This is a genomic window from Synechococcus sp. HJ21-Hayes (assembly GCF_024345835.1).
Lineage (GTDB): Bacteria > Cyanobacteriota > Cyanobacteriia > PCC-6307 > Cyanobiaceae > Vulcanococcus.
Map to the genome: position 1 here is coordinate 81996 of NZ_JAGQBW010000005.1, position 16807 is coordinate 98802.

General features: G+C 68.4%; 19 protein-coding genes. 11 read left to right on the forward strand and 8 right to left on the reverse strand.

Annotated elements, in window-relative coordinates:
• Window positions 1–41: 41 nt before the first annotated feature.
• The 6 genes from nadC to KBZ14_RS05535 all read left to right on the forward strand — a co-directional run bounded on the left by nadC (window position 42) and on the right by KBZ14_RS05535 (window position 6583).
• Window positions 42–899: a carboxylating nicotinate-nucleotide diphosphorylase gene (gene nadC / locus KBZ14_RS05510; protein WP_255117308.1), complete on the forward strand. Its 858-nt coding sequence runs from the start codon at window positions 42–44 to the stop codon at window positions 897–899.
• A gap of 62 nt (window positions 900–961) precedes the next feature.
• Entirely contained in the window at window positions 962–1912 is a 951-nt protein-coding gene (gene grrP / locus KBZ14_RS05515) for an extracellular substrate binding-like orphan protein GrrP (RefSeq protein WP_255117309.1), read from the forward strand.
• Window positions 1913–1945: 33 nt separating this feature from the next.
• The gene (gene grrA, locus KBZ14_RS05520) at window positions 1946–2344 is read left to right on the forward strand and encodes a GrrA/OscA1 family cyclophane-containing rSAM-modified RiPP (protein WP_255117310.1); all 399 of its coding nucleotides are present in this window, start codon (window positions 1946–1948) and stop codon (window positions 2342–2344) included.
• Window positions 2344–3537 (forward strand): cyclophane-forming radical SAM/SPASM peptide maturase GrrM/OscB, encoded by a 1194-nt coding sequence (gene grrM, locus KBZ14_RS05525; RefSeq protein ID WP_255117311.1) that lies wholly within the window; start codon window positions 2344–2346, stop codon window positions 3535–3537. The genes grrA and grrM overlap by 1 nt, the downstream gene beginning before the upstream one ends.
• 71 nt (window positions 3538–3608) lie before the next feature.
• Complete coding sequence (argS, locus tag KBZ14_RS05530; protein ID WP_255117312.1) at window positions 3609–5444, forward strand: arginine--tRNA ligase; 1836 nt, start codon at window positions 3609–3611, stop codon at window positions 5442–5444.
• Window positions 5444–6583: a pyridoxal phosphate-dependent aminotransferase gene (locus KBZ14_RS05535; RefSeq protein WP_255117313.1), complete on the forward strand. Its 1140-nt coding sequence runs from the start codon at window positions 5444–5446 to the stop codon at window positions 6581–6583. The genes argS and KBZ14_RS05535 overlap by 1 nt, the downstream gene beginning before the upstream one ends.
• Here the strand turns inward: KBZ14_RS05535 and KBZ14_RS05540 are convergent, their stop codons facing one another.
• The 6 genes from KBZ14_RS05540 to prfB all read right to left on the reverse strand — a co-directional run bounded on the left by KBZ14_RS05540 (window position 6584) and on the right by prfB (window position 10378).
• The gene (locus KBZ14_RS05540; RefSeq protein ID WP_399210501.1) at window positions 6584–7324 is read right to left on the reverse strand and encodes an MBL fold metallo-hydrolase; all 741 of its coding nucleotides are present in this window, start codon (window positions 7322–7324) and stop codon (window positions 6584–6586) included.
• 26 nt (window positions 7325–7350) lie between these two features.
• On the reverse strand, window positions 7351–7956 hold the full coding sequence (locus KBZ14_RS05545; protein ID WP_255117314.1) for an anthranilate synthase component II: 606 nt from the start codon (window positions 7954–7956) through the stop codon (window positions 7351–7353).
• Window positions 7957–7979: 23 nt separating this feature from the next.
• Window positions 7980–8453: a diacylglycerol kinase family protein gene (locus KBZ14_RS05550; protein ID WP_255117315.1), complete on the reverse strand. Its 474-nt coding sequence runs from the start codon at window positions 8451–8453 to the stop codon at window positions 7980–7982.
• A 36-nt stretch (window positions 8454–8489) separates the two neighbouring features.
• Complete coding sequence (ybeY, locus tag KBZ14_RS05555; protein ID WP_255117316.1) at window positions 8490–9068, reverse strand: rRNA maturation RNase YbeY; 579 nt, start codon at window positions 9066–9068, stop codon at window positions 8490–8492.
• Between the two features lie 3 nt (window positions 9069–9071).
• Entirely contained in the window at window positions 9072–9260 is a 189-nt protein-coding gene (locus KBZ14_RS05560; RefSeq protein ID WP_255117317.1) for a DUF3285 domain-containing protein, read from the reverse strand.
• Window positions 9253–10378 (reverse strand): peptide chain release factor 2 gene (gene prfB, locus KBZ14_RS05565; RefSeq protein ID WP_255117318.1). Its coding sequence is split into 2 segments (ribosomal slippage): window positions 9253–10302 and window positions 10304–10378, totalling 1125 coding nucleotides; the frame shifts between segments, so codons are not numbered across the junction. The genes KBZ14_RS05560 and prfB overlap by 8 nt, the downstream gene beginning before the upstream one ends.
• Before the next feature lie 79 nt (window positions 10379–10457).
• On the opposite strand from prfB, the gene grxC reads away from it, so the two are divergent.
• A complete protein-coding gene (grxC, locus tag KBZ14_RS05570) occupies window positions 10458–10718 on the forward strand; it encodes a glutaredoxin 3 (protein WP_255117319.1) in 261 nt (86 codons plus the stop codon).
• A gap of 2 nt (window positions 10719–10720) precedes the next feature.
• Window positions 10721–11713: a glutathione synthase gene (gene gshB, locus KBZ14_RS05575; RefSeq protein ID WP_255117320.1), complete on the forward strand. Its 993-nt coding sequence runs from the start codon at window positions 10721–10723 to the stop codon at window positions 11711–11713.
• Here gshB and KBZ14_RS05580 read toward each other — a convergent pair.
• The gene (locus KBZ14_RS05580) at window positions 11688–13115 is read right to left on the reverse strand and encodes an isochorismate synthase (protein WP_255117321.1); all 1428 of its coding nucleotides are present in this window, start codon (window positions 13113–13115) and stop codon (window positions 11688–11690) included. The two genes, gshB and KBZ14_RS05580, sit on opposite strands and share 26 nt — an antisense overlap.
• A gap of 26 nt (window positions 13116–13141) precedes the next feature.
• Here KBZ14_RS05580 and menA point away from each other — a divergent pair, with 26 nt between their 5' ends.
• From menA to KBZ14_RS05595, 3 genes are read left to right on the forward strand one after another with little or no spacing between them, the layout of a single operon-like run.
• On the forward strand, window positions 13142–14122 hold the full coding sequence (gene menA / locus KBZ14_RS05585; RefSeq protein WP_399210496.1) for a 2-carboxy-1,4-naphthoquinone phytyltransferase: 981 nt from the start codon (window positions 13142–13144) through the stop codon (window positions 14120–14122).
• Window positions 14122–15087, forward strand: coding sequence for an o-succinylbenzoate synthase (locus tag KBZ14_RS05590; RefSeq protein WP_255117322.1), 966 nt, complete (start codon window positions 14122–14124; stop codon window positions 15085–15087). The genes menA and KBZ14_RS05590 overlap by 1 nt, the downstream gene beginning before the upstream one ends.
• Complete coding sequence (locus KBZ14_RS05595; protein WP_255117323.1) at window positions 15084–16307, forward strand: AMP-binding protein; 1224 nt, start codon at window positions 15084–15086, stop codon at window positions 16305–16307. Before KBZ14_RS05590 ends, KBZ14_RS05595 begins: the two co-directional genes overlap by 4 nt.
• Here KBZ14_RS05595 and KBZ14_RS05600 read toward each other — a convergent pair.
• Window positions 16282–16731, reverse strand: coding sequence for an acyl-CoA thioesterase (locus KBZ14_RS05600; RefSeq protein ID WP_255117401.1), 450 nt, complete (start codon window positions 16729–16731; stop codon window positions 16282–16284). The genes KBZ14_RS05595 and KBZ14_RS05600 overlap by 26 nt on opposite strands.
• Window positions 16732–16807: the final 76 nt, after the last annotated feature.

The following is a 16807-nucleotide window of genomic DNA, read 5'->3' on the forward strand; positions in this document are numbered from 1 at the left end:
CCATGGCCTCGCATCATGGGGAGGCCTGGCCCCGAGGGGCAATGACCATCGCTCGCCTGCCCTTCACTCCCCAGCTGGAGCAGCAGCTGCGCGCCTGGCTGGCGGAAGATCTCGGTCGCGGCGACCTCACGGCGGCCGCCCTGGCCGGCAGCACTGGCAGGGCCCATTGGTTGGCGAAAGCTGATGGGGTGTTCTGCGGCGGCGTGCTGGTGGAGCCGCTGTTCCGCCTGCTGGATCCAGGCGTGCAGTTCCGCCTGCTCGTGGCCGATGGCGAGCCGGTGGCAGCTGGCCAGCGGCTGCTGGAGCTGGAGGGCCCGGCCGCGGCCCTGGTGGCCGGCGAGCGCACCGCCCTGAACCTGGCCATGCGGCTCTCCGGTATCGCCACCGCTACGGCGGCCCTGGTGGCGGCTCTGGCGGGCACGGGTGTGGCCTTGGCCGACACCCGGAAAACCAGCCCCGGCCTGCGGGTGCTGGAGAAGTACGCGGTGCGCTGCGGTGGTGGCCTCAACCACCGGCTGGGCCTCGATGACGCCGCCATGCTCAAGGAGAACCACCTGGCCTGGGCGGGGGGGGTTGCTGCCGCGATTGCGGCGGTACGGGCCCAGGCGCCTTGGCCGGCGACGGTGATCGTGGAGGCGGAGACGGCGGCGGAGGCGGCGGCGGCGGTGCGTGCCGGAGCCGATGGGGTGCTGCTCGATGAATTCCTCCCCGGTGAGCTACTCGCATTGGTACCCCAGTTGCGGGCGTTGGCCCAGGGGCGGCGGTTGGTGCTGGAGGCCTCTGGGGTTCAACCCGACCAGCTGCGGGCTTACGCGACCACGGGCATTGATCTGATCTCCACCAGTGCGCCGATCACCCGCAGCGTTTGGCTTGATCTGAGCATGCGCTTTGCGGCTTGAGTCGGCGCGTTGGCAGTGGGGCCTGCGGTCTGCATACTGCGTTCAGTACACGTCGAGGCTGTGTGGCTGCACAACTCCTCACCACCGGATCGAGGCCCTGGCGCCGGGTTGCGGCAGGCCTCGGAGCCTTGGGCATCCTGGCGGTCATGCCGGCGGCGGCTCAGGCTGAGGGCGCTGTGCAGCGGGCGGCGCGCACCGGCCAGCTCGTGCTGAGTGGCTTGGCCGATGTGCCCCCCCTAGTGGTGACAGCTCCCCAGGGGCAACCCAGTGGCTACGGCATCTTGGTGGCCGATCGCATCGCGGCCGAACTCTCCCGTGCCGTGGGCAAGCCGGTGACGGTGCGCTTTGCGCCGGTGGGTGATCCCGCCAGCCTGGTGGGCAGCATTAAGAAGGGCCAGTCGGATCTCGCCTGCGGCTTTCCGTTCAGCTGGGAGCTGGACATGCAGGTGGACTTTTCATTGCCAATCGGGCTTTCAGGGTTGAGGTTGCTGGCACCGGCCGGTCGTTTCGATGGCAGCCCTGTAGCCCTGGCCGGCCGGAAGATCGGGGTGGTGCGCCAATCGTTGGGTGAGACCGAGCTGAAAGGTATGCAACCCAACGCTACGGCGGTTGCCTTTGACAACCTTCAGGCGGCGGTGGCGGCCCTAAAAGCTGGAAACGTCGACGGCGTGGTCGGTGACACCATTGTGCTGGCCGGTTTGGTGCGTCAACAGGGTTTGAAGGGCTTGGCCTTGACCCCCGATTTCCCTTACGAGGCCTATGCCGTGAGTTGCGTGCTGGCCGAAAATGATTCCAGCTTCCGCAATCTGGTCAACCTAGCGATCGCCAGGCTGTTGCAGGGCTACCTCGACGGCCAGCCGGACACGGTTGCCGCGGTGAACCGTTGGCTGGGGCCGGGCAGCGCAGTGGGGCTGCCCGAAGCCACGATTCGCACCAGCTTCGAGGCGGTGTTGTTGGGGGTTGAGACGATCCGTCCGATTTTGGAAGACCAGGCCGCTCCCACCGCTCGCTAACCGGTTCGCTCATTCCCCTCCTCCGTTGCTGACATGGCGTTGTTCAATCGCTCCCATCTGTTTGGCCTGTTGCTGCTGGTCTCCCTGCCGCTCGATGGGGCGGCGGCCCTAGCCCTGGCCAGCGTCCAGGACGTCCCCGCGAGCCGAAGCATCGAGGAACGGCTGAGCAGGATTGCGGCGGCCGTGCAGGAGCGTGAGGGTTCGCTGGGAGCGGCGGAGGGCCCAACAGGTGTTGCCGACGACGCCCTCTCCTACGTGTTCGTGAACGGTTCCGGGCTGGGTTGGGGCAACGGTGGTTTCAACAATGGCGGCTTCTACAACGGTGGATTTGATAACGGCGGTTTCACGAACGGCGGCTTCTACAACGGGGGCTTCCGTAATGGCGGTTTCCGCAATGGCGGCTTCTTCAACGGCGGCCGCTACTGGCGCTGATGCCTGCTCCGCTCGCTGACGTGACTGCGGAGGTCGGCCAGGTCTATGGGCCTGTGAGGCTGTTGGTGGTGCAACCCACCCCCTACTGCAACCTCGATTGCGACTACTGCTACTTGCCTGAGCGGGGTGATCGCAGTCGGCTGTCGTTTGAGGTTCTGGAGGTCGCCCTGGAGCGGGTGCTGGACAGCCCCTACTTCGGGGGGGAGTTCACTCTGCTCTGGCATGCGGGCGAACCGCTGATGGTGCCGATCGCCTTTTATGACGAAGCCACGGAGCGGATTCACCGGCTGTTGGAACGACGCGGCCTGCCCCCCGGCACGATCGTGCAGTCGCTTCAGACCAACGCCACTGTGATCAACGCCGCCTGGTGCGACTGTTTCACGCGCAACGGCATCCACGTGGGCGTGAGTATGGATGGACCAGCCTTCCTGCACGATGCCCACCGGGTCACCCGCACCGGCCTGCCCACCCATGCCGCCGTTATGCGTGGCATCGACTGGTTGGTGCGGCGGGGAGTTCCCTTTCAAGTGATCTGCGTGCTCACCGCTGATGCCCTTGACCACGCCGATGCCATCGCCGACTTCTTCCTTCAGCACGGCATCACTGAGGTGGGCTTCAACATGGAGGAGACGGAGGGGGCGAATAGCCGCTCCAGCCTCGATGCCGGCGGCGCCGGGCAGATGGCCCTGGAGCAGCGTTACCGAGCGTTCATGGCGCGGCTTTGGCAGCGCAGTCGCGAGCTGTCTGGACGCCTCCGCATTCGGGAGTTCGACGGCATCGCCAGCCTGGCCTGCAGCCAGGCACGCATGGTGCAAACCGACATGAACACGCCCTTCGTGATCGTCAATGTCGACGCCCGTGGCCAGGTGTCCACCTTCGATCCCGAATTGCTGTCGGTCAATACGCCTCATTATGGCGACTTCTCCTTTGGCAACGTGCTCGTCGACAGCCTCGAAGCTTTGGCTGGCTCCGACAAGTTCCGTCGGGTTGCCGCGGAGATCCGGGCGGGGGTTGAGCTGTGCCGCGCTAGTTGTGAGCACTTCGGGCTTTGTGGTGGTGGCACCGGCAGCAACAAGTATTGGGAGCACGGCCGCTTCGACTGCACCCAAACTCAGCACTGCCGCTACCGCATCCAGCTGGTGGCCGACGTGGTGCTGGAGGGTCTGGAGCATGAGCTAGGCCTGAGCGCCTAAGCGGCTTCGGGAGAGGGGGGCTAACGGCCTCCGCGGGATGATCAAAGAGAAACCTGCTACGGCATGGCCCCATGCTCCGCATCGCCCAAACCCTGAACGGCCAGTTGCGTGCGGCCATGGAACGGGCCTTCCCCGAGGCGGCGCACCAGGCTCACGCGGGTGGGCAGCCCCTCGATCCCCAGCTGGCGCCGGCCTCGAAGCCGGAATTCGGGGATTTCCAGGCCAATGGCGCCCTGCCCTTGGCCAAGCCCCTGGGTCAGCCGCCCCGGGCCATCGCCACGGCGATCGTGGAGCAGCTGGCGGCCGATTCGGCCTTTGATCAGCTCTGCGAGCCGCCCCAGATCGCCGGCCCCGGCTTCATCAACCTCACCCTGCGGCCCGAGCGGCTGGCGGCTGAGCTGCAGGCCCGGCTGGGGGATCCGCGGCTGGGGGTGCCGAGTGTTGCGGAGGCTGGCGGTGGGGGCCTAGCTCCCGTGATTGTGGACTTCTCCAGCCCCAACATCGCCAAGGAGATGCACGTGGGGCACCTGCGCTCCACGATCATTGGCGACTCCCTGGCCCGGGTGCTGGAGTTCCGCGGCCACCCGGTGCTGCGCCTCAACCACGTGGGCGATTGGGGCACCCAGTTCGGGATGCTGATCACCCACCTCAAGCAGGTGGCACCCGAGGCCCTCACCACCGCCGATGCGGTGGACCTGGGCGATCTGGTGGCCTTCTACCGCCAGGCCAAGGCCCGCTTCGACGAGGACGAGGCCTTCCAGACCACCTCCCGGGAGGAAGTGGTGAAGCTGCAGAGCGGCGATCCCATCAGCCGCAAGGCCTGGCAGCTGCTCTGTGATCAGAGCCGCCGTGAATTCCAGAAGATCTACGACCGGCTCGACATCCGGCTCAGCGAACGCGGCGAATCGTTTTACAACCCCTACCTGGAGGCAGTGGTCGTCGATCTGGATGCCTCCGGGTTGCTGGTGACTGACGACGGGGCCCGCTGTGTGTTCCTCGAGGGGGTGAGCGGCAAGGACGGCAAACCCTTGCCGGTGATCGTGCAGAAGAGGGATGGCGGTTTCAACTACGCCACCACCGACCTGGCCGCCATTCGCTATCGCTTCGGCGCGGCTCCCGATGGGGATGGCGCCCGGCGGGTGATTTACGTGACCGATGCCGGCCAGGCCAATCACTTCGCCGGCGTGTTCCAGGTGGCCCGTAGGGCCGGTTGGATCCCCGCCGATGGCCGCCTTGAGCACGTGCCCTTTGGCCTGGTGCAGGGCGAGGACGGCAAGAAGCTGAAAACCCGGGCCGGCGACACGGTGCGGCTCCGGGATCTGCTGGATGAGGCGGTGGAGCGGGCCGAGGCCGACCTGCAACGGCGCCTGGCGGAGGAGGAGCGCACGGAAGACGAGGCCTTCATCCAGCACGTGGCCACCACCGTGGGCCTGGCCGCTGTGAAGTACGCCGACCTTAGCCAGAACCGGATCACCAATTACCAGTTCAGCTTTGACCGCATGCTGGCGTTGCAGGGGAATACCGCCCCCTACTTGCTCTATGCCGTGGTGCGCATCGCTGGCATCGCCCGCAAGGGTGGAAACCTGGAGGCCGGTGGCTCTCAAGCTGCTGGATCCGGAGGCCCAGCCGCCCTCACCTTCACGGAACCGCAGGAATGGGCCCTAGTGCGGGAACTGCTCAAGCTCGATGGCGTGATCGCCGAGGTGGAGGAGGAGTTGCTGCCCAATCGTCTCTGCACCTACCTGTTCGAGCTGAGCCAGGTGTTCAACCGCTTCTACGACCAGGTGCCGGTGCTCAAGGCCGAAGAGCCCGCCCGTTCCTCCCGCCTGGCCCTCTGCCGCCTCACCGCCGACACCCTCCGGCTGGGGCTGGGTCTGCTCGGCATTCCCACCTTGGAGCGGATGTGATGAACCCACAGCAGAGGTCGAATCTGCCGGGGCCACAGCTCCCCCATCCCCGCCCGGAGGTGGAGAACCTCAAGGCCTACAGCGCTCCGCTGGAGGGTCGGCGTGGATTGCTGCGGCTTGACTTCAACGAGAACACGGTGGGCCCGAGCCCCCGGGTGGTGGAGGCGATCCGCGCGATTCCCGCCGATCACTACGCCATCTATCCCGAATATGATGGCCTGCGGGAGGCGGTGCTGGCCAACCTGGCCCTGCAGCTGGAGCCCAGCCAGATCGGCCTGTTCAACGGCGTGGATGCGGCGATTCACGCCATCTTTCACGCCTACGGCGACCGGGGGGAGACGTTGCTCACCACCAGTCCCACCTTCGGGTACTACACCCCCTGCGCCCAGATGCAGGGCATGGCGATCAAGGCAATTCCCTACCGGTTGCCTGATTTCGCCTTCCCGCTGGAGGAGTTGCGCACGGCGTTGCTGGGAGAAGGAGTGCCCGGTTGGCGCGCCCCGCGGATCCTGTTGATCTGCAATCCCAATAACCCCACCGGCACGCGCCTGGCACCGGAACCGATTCTCGAGTTGGCCGCGGCGGCCCCGGGCACCCTGGTGGTGGTGGATGAGCTCTACGAGGCCTTCACAGGCGACAGCGTGCTGCCCCTGGCGGATTTCGCGGCCACCCCCAACCTGTTGGTGCTGCGCTCCCTGGCCAAAACCGCTGGCTTGGCAGGCCTGCGGATCGGTTTTGCCATCGGGGCGGCGGCCGTGGTGGACCGGATCGCCCGGGTCACCGGCCCCTACGACATCAACAGCTTTGCGGTGACGGCAGCCCATGCCGCCCTCGAGGATCAGCCCTACACCGATGCCTACGTGGCCGAGGTGCTTCATGCCCGCGCCTGGTTGGTGGAGCAGCTCCAAGCCGCTGGCGTGCGCCATCACGCTGCTGGGGGCAACTACCTGCTGGTGTGGCCGAGGCAGGTTCCTGCCGATGTGGATGCGGCCCTGCGCCGGGCTGGCATCCTGGTGCGTTCCATGGCCGGCAAGCCCCTGATCGATGGCTCCCTGCGGGTGAGCCTGGGCACCATCGCCCAGATGCAGCAGTTCTGGCAGGCCTATGCCCGCATCGAGGGCCTGCTGCCGCCGGTGTGATCAGCGCATCACGTCGATCTGGGTGGTGTCGGAGAGCTTGGCGGGCAGGCTGAGCACCCGGCCCACCCGCTTCACAGGGGTTCCGGCCATGGCTTTCAGGAACGGCTCCACGCTGCCCTGATCGCAGTTGGCCGGTGTGGTGCCACTCACGTATTGCACCGGGATCACCCGGCGGGGAGCCAGCTCGCGCACCACGGCGGCGGCTTCGGCGCCGTCGTAAACCTTGGCGCCGCCGCCCACGCCGATGATCAGCACATCGGGTTTGCCGAGCAGCACCTTGTCCTCGGGCTTGAGCTGGGCGGCGGTGCCGCCGAGATGGGCGAAGTCGAGGCCGCCCTGCTTCCAGCGCCACAGGGTGGCATTGCCAAAGCGACGGCCACCGAAGCGGTCGTGGGGAGCCGCAATGCCCTCAATCCTGAGGCCTCCTACCCGGTAAGAACCTGGGCTGCTCAGCAGCCGTCCGCTGGCCACCGGAGCGCCCTCATCCAGCAGGCGGCTGCTGGCCAGGATCACCGTGGCACCCACCCGTGGTTCCGCCAGTCCGGCGGCGCAGCCCACGGCTTTGAACGGATTGAGCAACACGCTGGTGCCCCCGCCTTGAATCAGCAGTGCGCTGTGGCCGTAGCTGGTGATCGTCACGCCCCCTTCGGCCTGAACGGCCCGCGGGGCCAGGCTGGCTCCGGCCAGGGCACTGAGGGCCCCTACCGTTGCCACGCGGGAGGCCAGGGAGCGGAACGGCACGGCGGCTGGTGCAGGTTGGCGCGAACCTAGCAGTGGTGGCCTGAGGCGGCCTGGGCCAGGAAGTTGGCCAGCAGTTGATGTCCCTCCTGGGTGAGCACGCTCTCGGGATGGAATTGCACCCCCTGCAGGTGAGGGTAAGCGCGGTGGCGAAGGCCCATGATTGTGCCGTCCTCCAGCCAGGCGGTGATCTCCAGGCAGTCGGGCAGGCTCTCGCGCTCGGCGATCAAGCTGTGGTAACGGGTGGCGGTGAGGGGATTGGATAGGCCGGCGAACACCCCCTGGCCGGCGTGCAACACCGGTGAGGTCTTGCCGTGCATCAACTCCTTGGCGCGCACCACCTTGCCGCCATACACCTGGGCGATGGACTGGTGCCCCAGGCACACCCCCAGGGTGGGGATGTTGGGGCTGAGCTCCTGTAACACCTGCAGGCACACGCCTGATTGGTCGGGGTCGCCGGGGCCGGGGGAAATCAGGATCGCGTCAGGGGCCAGCTCGCGGATCTGCTCGAGGCTGAGGGCGTCATTGCGTTCCACCCGCAGATCGGCGCTGATTGGGTGGTCCACGGCCAGCTCCCCGAGGTACTGCACCAGGTTGAAGGTGAAGCTGTCGTAGTTGTCGAGAACGAGAAGCATCAGGCCGGCCGCCAGGCCACCATTCAAACGCCCAGGCGCGCCAACAGCGGCGGCAGTAGCAGCAGCCCCGCAATCAGCAGTGAGGCCAGGGCCGCCACCAGCACAGCGGCAGCCGCACAGTCCTTGGCGATGCGGGCCAGGGGGTGAAAGCGGCGGCCGATGGCCAGATCCACCACGGCTTCGGTGGCGGTGTTAAGCAGTTCCAGCACCAGCACGGCGGTCACGGTGAGCACCAGCACCGCCAGCTGCCCCAGGGGCAGTTGCAGCCAGAGCCCCATGGCAAACACCACGGCGCCGGTCACCACGTGGATGCGGAAGTTGCGCTGGCTGCGGAAGCCATAGAGCAAGCCCTGGGCGGCGTAGCGGAAGCTGGCGGGTAGATCGCCGGCCACCTGCCACGCCCCCAGGCGCCGCACCTTCCCCGGCGGGGGGGGGACCTCCGTGAGCTCCTGCAGGGTCGGTCGCCGGGGCTGGTTCGGATCCTGGGGAACGAACATGCGCAAAGGCGCCCTAGGGACACTCAGGACCGCACACTACCGCTGCTGGCCAGTAGCGAGTAGCTGCTCCTGGCGCGCCAACATCGCCGCCAGGCTCGAGTCATCGGGGTGGTCCCAGCCCACCAGGTGCAGCAGGCCGTGGGTCGCCAGGAACAGCACTTCCTCGCGGAGGCTGTAGCCGTGGTCGGGTGCCTGGCGCGCCGCGGTTTCCAGGGAGATCACGATGTCGCCCAGTTCCAGGGGCTCCAGCGCGTCTTCGTCGCGCTCGTCGTTCGCCCAGCTCGGCATCGGCGGCGCGTCATCAAGGCCGTCGTCCTGGGCGGCAAAGGCCAACACGTCGGTGGGGCCGGTTTTGTCGCGCCAGTCCTGGTTGAGGGCGGCGATCTCGGTATCGCCCACCAGGCTCAGCCCGAGGCTGTAGGCGGGGGCCTGCAGGCTCTCGGGCAGATCGGACGCCAGCTGGGCCAGCCAGGTGCTGATGAAGCCGTGCCAGAGCTCAGCCCCCGCCAGGGGGTCAGCCATGGCGCCGGCCGCCGTGAGCAGCTCGGCGGGCAGGCTGTCGTCGGCCTCAAACGCGAGGTCTAGGTCGGGCAGGGGGGCAGCGGGCTCGGCCATGGATCAGCTGCCGGGCAGTTGGGGGCGCCCCAGCCAGGCCACCAGCACGATCAAGCCGATGAAGCCGGCCGCCGTGAGCCCGAAGTGCAGCAGGCTCAGGCGGCCCTTGCGCACCATGTTGCGCATGGCCAGCTTGGTGAAGCTGGGGTTCTCGCCGCTCGGCTGCGGGGTTTGGGGGTTGGGGTCAGTCATCGCTGGAGGTTCCCACCTCAACGCCGGCATGCAACAGGCTCTGGATGAAGGGATCGAGATCCCCGTCCATTACGCCCTGCACGTCGGTGGTCTCGTGCTGGGTGCGCAGATCCTTCACCATTTGGTAAGGGTGGAACACATAGTTGCGGATCTGGTTGCCCCAGGCTGCCTCCACGATGTCGCCGCGGATGTCGGCGATCTCGGCGGCGCGCTGCTCCTGGGCGATCACCAGCAGCTTGGCCATCAGCAGCGCCATCGCCTTCTCCTTGTTTTGGAGTTGGGAGCGCTCCTGGGTGCAGCGCACGAACAGGCCGGTGGGGATGTGCAGGATGCGCACGGCCGTTTCCACCTTGTTCACGTTCTGGCCGCCGGCACCACCGGAGCGGGAGGTGGTGATCTCTAGGTCCTTGTCGGGGATGTCGAGCTTCACGTCCTGCTCGATCTTGGGCATTACCTCCACGCCGGCGAAGCTGGTCTGCCGCTTGTCGTTGGCGTTGAAGGGGGAAATGCGCACCAGCCGGTGGGTGCCCTTCTCATTGCGCAGGTAGCCGTAGGCGTAGCGCCCCTCAATCTCGAGAGTGCAGCTCTTGATGCCGGCCTCCTCCCCATCACTGAGTTCCGCCACCGACACCTTCATGCCGTGGTCTTCCGCCCAGCGGGTGTACATGCGCATCAGCATCAGGGCCCAGTCCTGGGCATCGGTGCCGCCGGCACCGGCGTTGATGTTGATCACGGCGCCCTCCTTGTCGTAGGTGCCGGAGAGCAGGCGTTCGAGCTCCCAGCGATCCAGGTCGCTCTTCAGGCTTTGCAGGCCTCCATTGGCCTCCGCCAGCAGGTCGTCGTCGGGTTCGAGGTCGTAGAGCTCGAGGGTGGCCTCGGCATCGGCCACGGCCGCCTGCCACTGGCCCAATTGCTCCAGCTGGGCCTTCACTTCATCCAGCTGGCGCATCTTGGCCTGGGCCTGCTTCTGGTCGTCCCAGAAGTCGGGCTGGGAGGCCAGTTGTTCGAGGTCCAGCTGTCGGGCTTTCAGAGCCGGTACGTCAAAGACAGTCCTGGGCATTGCCCAGGCGGTCAGTGAGCTCGGAGAGATCGCGCTTGAAGTCGGTGAGGTCGAGCACCGGGGGGATGTTGAACGTTGGCCTGACCGTACCTAACGACCGGCGCTTCTAGGATCCAGCCACTGGTCTGGAGGCCCCGATGGCGGCAATGGTTGAGATCTACACCTGGCGGGCCTGCCCGTTCTGCATTCGGGCCAAGGCTTTGCTGGATCGCAAGGGCGTGGCCTACACGGAATTCGCCATTGATGGCGATGAAGCGGCACGCACCGTTATGGCAGCCAAGAGCGGCGGACGCCGCAGCGTGCCCCAGACCTTCATCAACGGCGAGCACGTGGGCGGCTGCGACGACCTGCATGCCCTCGAGCGCTCCGGCCAGCTCGACGCCCTGCTGGGGGCCTGAGTTTGACGCCGATTGACACCGGGCGGGAGCCCCAGCTGTTCGTGGTCGATCCGATCGCCCGGCTGCGTCCCACCAAGGATTCGAGTGTGGCCCTGATGCAGGCAGCCCAGCGGGCCGGCCAGCAGGTGTGGGTGTGCACGCCGGCCCAGTTGGCTGTGCATGGCCGGGATCCGGCCCATGAACCCCTGGTGCTGGCCCAGCCCGTGCGGCTGGCCGAGATCTCCCCAACGGCCACGGGTTGGGACCTGCCCGACCCCTGGTTTGAGGCAGGCGATCCCCGCTGGCTGCCGCTGGCCCAGTTCCCCCGGGTGTGGATGCGCAAGGACCCGCCGGTGGATGAGGCCTATCTCTATGCCACCCATCTGCTCGAGCTGGCCGAGCGTCTGGGGGTGCGGGTGCTCAATCGTCCGGCCTCGCTGCGGGCCTGGAACGAGAAGCTCGGAGCCCTGCGCTGGAGCCGTCTGATGGCGCCCTCCCTGGTGAGCAGCGATGCCCAGCAGCTGGAAGCCTTCGCCGTTGACCATGGCGACGTGGTGCTCAAGCCGCTTGGCGGACGGGCCGGCCAGGGGGTGGTGCGCAGCCACGGGGGAGCGCCCGGCCTCAAGGCTCTGTTGGAGCTGGTGACCAACCAGCAGCAGTTGCCGGTGATGGTGCAGGCCTTCTTGCCGGCTGTGACGGCCGGCGACAAGCGCATCCTGCTGGTGGATGGGGAGCCCCTTGGGGCGGTGAACCGCAAGCCGGCCGCCGGTGAATTCCGCAGCAATCTGGCGGTGGGGGGTGAGCCGGAGGCCAGCGAGCTCACCGATCAGGAGCGGCGGATCTGTGCCGAACTGGCCCCGGCCCTGCAGGCCGAGGGCCTGTTTTTCGTGGGCATCGATGTGATCGATGGCCGGCTCAGCGAGATCAACGTCACCAGCCCCACGGGGGTGCGGGAGGTGGAGCGCCTGGGGGGCATCCCCCTGGCCGACCTCACCATGGAGCGCTTGCTGGCCTGAGCGGCAGGCTCAGCTGCTGTTGCAGCACCCCCAGCTTGAGGGCCACCTCCTGTAGTTCCCGCTCCGGCACCGAGCCCTGCACCAGGCCGGCCCCAGCGGTGAGCTCCAGGCGCTGGCCCCGCAGGCTGCCGCTGCGGATGGCCACCCGTAACTCAGTGTCGCCGGCACTGTCGATCCAGCCGATGGGGGCGGCGTAGAACCCCCGCTCGAAGGGCTCCAGGCTGCGCAGGGCGGCCATGGCTTCGCGCCGCGGTAGGCCTGCCACCGCCGGGGTGGGGTGCAGGGCCCCGGCCAGGGCGAGGGGTTGCTGCTCCCCCAGGGCTGCGGTGATGGGGGTGTGGAGGTGCACCAGTTGGCCGTGACGGGCCAGTCGGGGGTGGCGTGGGCGGCGGGTGGCCAGGCCTGCCTGCTGCAGCACCTCGGTGATGGCCTCCACCACCAGCTCGTGCTCGCGGCGGTCCTTGTCGGAGCGGGTGAGTTGATCGGCGGCCGGGCCGATCGGGGCGGTGCCGGCGAGGGCATCACTGCGCAATTGGCCCTGGCGCACCGTGAGCAACCGTTCCGGCGAGGCTCCCAACAGGGCGGCTCCGTCGCCCTGTTGCCAGAGGAAACGGCAGCTGCCGGGTTGGCGCTGGCGCAGATGGGCCAGCAGTTGCAGGGGGTCGAGGGGGCGCTCCAGCAGCAGTTGCTGGCGCACCGCCAGCACCAGCTTGCGCAGGCATCCCGATTCCACCAGTTCCAGGCCCCGCTCCACGGCTGAGCGATACCCCTCCTGCCATGGGGAACTGGTGGTGATGGCCGGGCTGCTGCTGTGAGGATCGCTGCAGGGATCGGCGGGCAGGGCGGCCAGCAGGCGGGCCTGCTCCCACAGTTCCTCCGCCAGGGAGCGGGCCGTCACATCGCCGCCCAGGTTGCGTTGCAGCCGCAGCCAGCAATGACGCCCCTGGCGGCTCAGTTGCCAGCGGGGCAGCACCGCCTGCACGCCGGGCATGCCCTCGCCCTCCTGCAGAGGACTGTCAAAGAAGGAAAAGGCCAGGAGCACCCGTGGCCGGGCCAGGGGCGGACAGTCCTGGGGGGCGGCTAGGCGGTTGAGGCTCACGGCGCTGAAGCGCTGGGCCAGCTCAAAGCGGCGCGGACCACTGAGCTCGAGGCTGTTGGTGCGGCCGCTGGCGGCCAGGCAGAGGCCCGGAGCGCTGTCCCATAGGAAGCGGAAGCGCTCCAGCCCGCCCAGGTGGGGCAGCAGTGCCATGGGGTCGCGGCCGGCTAGCGGCAACGCCAGGCTCAACACGCCATCCCCCTCCAGCTGGCGGGCCCCCTGGGCCGCGGCAGCCAGCAGATCGGAGAAGCTGGTTGTGACGCTGGGTGGAGCCTGCACCGGGGGCGGGCCGAAGCGGCTGCTCAAATGTATGGGCCTTCCCCCACCCCCCGTTGCCGGCACCCACGTCCGAGCCCCAGGTCGTCGCAAGCCTTCACGCCGATGGTGGCCCGGATCGCCGCCGCCTGTGGAAGGCGGCGATCAAGTGGCCGATGTATGCGGTGGCGGTGATGCCGGTGTTGCTGGCGGCCGGTTGGCGGGCTGGTGCCGGCCTGCCGGTGCGTCTGGATCAGCTGCTGGTGTTCTTGCTGGCGGCGGTGCTGCTGCTGGCCTGGGAAAACCTCGCCAATGATGTGTTTGACGCCGAAACCGGTGTGGACATCCACGGCAAGCCCCACTCCCTTGTGAACCTCACCGGCCGCCGCGATCGCGTGGTGATCTGGGCGAATGGGGCCTTGCTGCTGGGGCTTGGGCTGATGGCCCTGGTGGCCCTGCGCAGCAGCCCGGTGGTGCTGGCCCTGGTGCTGGCCTGCTGCGGCATCGGCTACGCCTACCAAGGGCCGCCGTTCCGTCTCGGCTATCGCGGCCTGGGCGAACCCCTCTGCTGGCTTGCCTTCGGGCCTTTGGCTACCGCCGCTGGCCTGCTGGCCCTGGCGCCGGCGGCTGAGGCCGCTGCTGAGGGTGTGCCCTGGCGGACGGCCATCGCGTTGGGCAGCGGCCCCGCCCTGGCCACCACCCTGGTGTTGTTCTGCTCCCACTTCCATCAGGTGGAGGAGGACGCGGCCCATGGCAAGCGCTCCCCCGTGGTGCGCCTGGGCACCGCCCGGGCCGCGGCGCTGGTGCCTTGGTTTGTGGCCGGCAGCCTGGCTCTGCAGTGGGCCCCCGTGCTGGTGGGCCAGTGGCCCCTCACCGCCTTGCTGGGGGTGGCCGGGTTGCCGCCCGCCCAGGCCCTGATCCGCCTATTGCGCCAGCACCACCGGGAGCCCGAACGCATTGTGGGCAGCAAGTTTCTGGCCCTGCGTTTTCAGGCCCTTAATGGTCTCGGTTTTGCCCTGGGGCTGGCCATGGCCCCCCTGCTGTTGGCCGGCCGGTGATGGCCCAGGGCCCCTTGCAGCTGGCCTGGCGGCCCTTCAGCTTTGCGTTGCCGCGCAGCATGGTCACGGCCCATGGCGCCCTGGCGCAGCGGCGCGGCTGGTTGCTGCGGCTGCAGGCCAGCGATGGCCGCGTGGGCTGGGGGGAGGCGGCGCCCCTGGTGGGTGAGGCCCCTCACCCCGAACACCTGGGCGGCTGCATCGAGCGGCCCGAGCTGGAGCAGCGGTTGGCGGGCTTGCCCGCCTCCCTGGCCTGTGCCTGTGGCATGGCCCTGGCGGAACTGGATGGACTGGGCAGTGCCCAGAGCGGTGGCTGGCTGCCAGCGCCCCCCTCGGCCCATCTCCTGCCGGCCGGTGAGGCGATGCTGCCAGCCCTGGAGCAGGCCCTGGCTTCGGCCTCGTCCGCCGGCCATCTCCTGGTGGTGAAGTGGAAGGTGGCGGCGGCAGACGATCTCGTGGAACGACGACTGCTGCTGGAGCTGCTCGATGGGTTGCCCCCATCGGCACGGCTGCGGCTGGATGCCAATGGCGGATGGGATCGCGCCACCGCCAGCTGGTGGGCCGACCTGCTGGTGGAAGATCCGCGGCTGGATTGGCTGGAGCAGCCCCTGCCGCCCGCGGATCATGTGGGCCTGGAGGCCTTGGCGGCTTACCTCCCCGTTGCCCTCGATGAATCGCTGCGGGTGCGCCCTGCGCTGATGCTGCAGGGCTGGAGCGGTTGGCAGGTGCGCCGCCCTGCCGTGGAGGGCGACCCCCGGCCCCTGCTGGCCTCCCTGGCGGCGGGAACCCCCCAGCTGATGGTGAGCACAGCCCTGGAAACGGGCATTGGCCGCCGGTTGGTGGCCCACCTGGCGGCCCTGCAGGCCCAGGGGCCCACACCCACGGCTCCAGGCCTGGCCCCTGGCTGGCGGCCCCAGGGTGCCCTGTTCAGCGCTGAGCCTCAGCAGGTGTGGGAGGCGGCGGCATGACCCGTCCGGTTCCGTTGCTCAGCAGCGAGGGCGATCCAGCCCTGCTCGCCCAGCAGCTCGACGCCCACTGGTCCAGAGGCGACACCGTGGCCCTGGCCACAGCTCTGGAGCGCCAGATCCTGCAGGCGGCCCTGCCGCCCGAACTCCTCGATGGCTGGGGGCCGGCGGTGGTGTTGGGCACGGGCGGCAGCTCGGGCCGCCGCCGCTGGTGTGTACAGCCCCTGTCCCACCTGGAGGCCGCCGCTGATGCCACGGGGCGCTGGCTGTTGGCGCTGGGGCTAGATCCAACGGCCGTGGAGCTGTTCAACCCTTTGCCCCTGCACCACATCAGTGGCCTGATGCCCCTGGTGCGGGCCCGGCGGTGGGGAGCTCCGCTGCGCTGGTTGGCCGCCGCCGCGATGCGTGATCCTGCCCGATTGGCGGTTGAGCAGCCCCTGCCAGCCGGGCGCAGGGCCGTGCTGTCGCTCGTGCCCCTACAGCTACAGCGCCTGATCGAGCACCCTGCCGGCCTGGCCTGGCTGCGGGGTTTTGCCCTGATCTGGGTGGGTGGTGCGGGCCTGGCTCCAGGCCTGGCGGAGCAGGGCCGCCGGGAGGGTTTGCGGTTGTCGCCCTGCTACGGCAGTACGGAAACCGGAGCCATGGTTTGCGCCCTGCCGCCGGAGCGGTTTCTGGCAGGCGTGGCCGGGTGTGGGCTGCCCTTGCCCCATGGGGCCCTGCAGCTGGAACCCCACAGCGGCGCCCTGCAGATCTGTGCCAGCAGCCTGGCGGCAGGATTTGTGGAGGAGGGCCAGTGGTGGCCCCTTCCCCTGGAGCAGGGCTGGTGGACCAGCGGTGATCGGGCAGTTCTGCAGCCGGAGGGGGTGCAGCTGTTGGGCCGCCTGGACGGGGCGATCAACAGTGGTGGGGAGACGGTGTTCCCCGAGCAGGTGGAACAGCGCCTGAGGCAGCTGGCCCATTCAGACGGCCTGCCCCTGGAGGCGCTGTTGCTGGTGGGCTGTAGGGATGCTGTCTGGGGGGAGCGGCTAGTGGCCCTAGTGCGGCCGGGTGGGCACGGCTTGCGCGAGCGCCTGGCCCTGCTGGCCCGTGAGCTGCCGCCCAGCCAGCGGCCACAGCGCTGGCTGCATTGTTCGGATCTGGCCCCCACGACCCTGGGTAAGTGGGAGCGAGGCCGCTGGACCGACTGGGTGGCGAGACTTAGAGCGGCCGAATCCCAGCCGTGAGGCTTGAGGCTTCCAGCCAGCGGTTGATGCTCTCGGGCAGAGAGCAACGTTGGCGGCTGTCGCTGCTGATGGCGAGATGGCGGGTTAGGCCTGTGGCTACCTCAGTGCCGTTGCTGCTGAAGCTGTAGTGGAGTTTGAAACAGCCGGCGTCCAGACGCTGGGGGTCGAGGGTGATGGCGAGGGGATCGCCGCACACCAGCGGTCTGCGGAAGTCTGCGCTGCAGTGCACGATCGGCAGCGCTATCTCCGGGCTCTGGGCTGGGCTGGGGAAGAGGCTGGCGGCAGGGATGCCGAAGCGCTCCAGGCTTTCCTCATAGGCCTCATGGCACCACTGCAGCAGCCGTGCGAAGTGCATCACGCCAGCGGCATCGGTGTCGCCGAAGCGCACAGTGCGGCAGAGCACAAGCCAGTCGTGGGGGTCCATGGGCCCGAGGCCACTCCAGCAATGGTGAACCATGGCGCACCATTGCTGGAGGCTGCTGATCGGGAGCCCCCGCCAC

Excerpts from the sequence above, each read along its gene's own strand:
- nadC (WP_255117308.1), top strand. The coding sequence starts at position 42 with ATGACCATCGCTCGCCTGCCCTTCACTCCCCAGCTGGAGCAGCAGCTG.
- grrA (WP_255117310.1), top strand. The coding sequence starts at position 1,946 with ATGGCGTTGTTCAATCGCTCCCATCTGTTTGGCCTGTTGCTGCTGGTC.
- grrM (WP_255117311.1), top strand. The coding sequence starts at position 2,344 with ATGCCTGCTCCGCTCGCTGACGTGACTGCGGAGGTCGGCCAGGTCTAT.
- argS (WP_255117312.1), top strand. The coding sequence starts at position 3,609 with ATGCTCCGCATCGCCCAAACCCTGAACGGCCAGTTGCGTGCGGCCATG.
- KBZ14_RS05535 (WP_255117313.1), top strand. The coding sequence starts at position 5,444 with ATGAACCCACAGCAGAGGTCGAATCTGCCGGGGCCACAGCTCCCCCAT.
- KBZ14_RS05545 (WP_255117314.1), bottom strand. The coding sequence starts at position 7,956 with ATGCTTCTCGTTCTCGACAACTACGACAGCTTCACCTTCAACCTGGTG.
- KBZ14_RS05550 (WP_255117315.1), bottom strand. The coding sequence starts at position 8,453 with ATGTTCGTTCCCCAGGATCCGAACCAGCCCCGGCGACCGACCCTGCAG.
- ybeY (WP_255117316.1), bottom strand. The coding sequence starts at position 9,068 with ATGGCCGAGCCCGCTGCCCCCCTGCCCGACCTAGACCTCGCGTTTGAG.
- KBZ14_RS05560 (WP_255117317.1), bottom strand. The coding sequence starts at position 9,260 with ATGACTGACCCCAACCCCCAAACCCCGCAGCCGAGCGGCGAGAACCCC.
- grxC (WP_255117319.1), top strand. The coding sequence starts at position 10,458 with ATGGCGGCAATGGTTGAGATCTACACCTGGCGGGCCTGCCCGTTCTGC.
- KBZ14_RS05590 (WP_255117322.1), top strand. The coding sequence starts at position 14,122 with ATGGCCCAGGGCCCCTTGCAGCTGGCCTGGCGGCCCTTCAGCTTTGCG.
- KBZ14_RS05595 (WP_255117323.1), top strand. The coding sequence starts at position 15,084 with ATGACCCGTCCGGTTCCGTTGCTCAGCAGCGAGGGCGATCCAGCCCTG.
- KBZ14_RS05600 (WP_255117401.1), bottom strand. The coding sequence starts at position 16,731 with ATGGACCCCCACGACTGGCTTGTGCTCTGCCGCACTGTGCGCTTCGGC.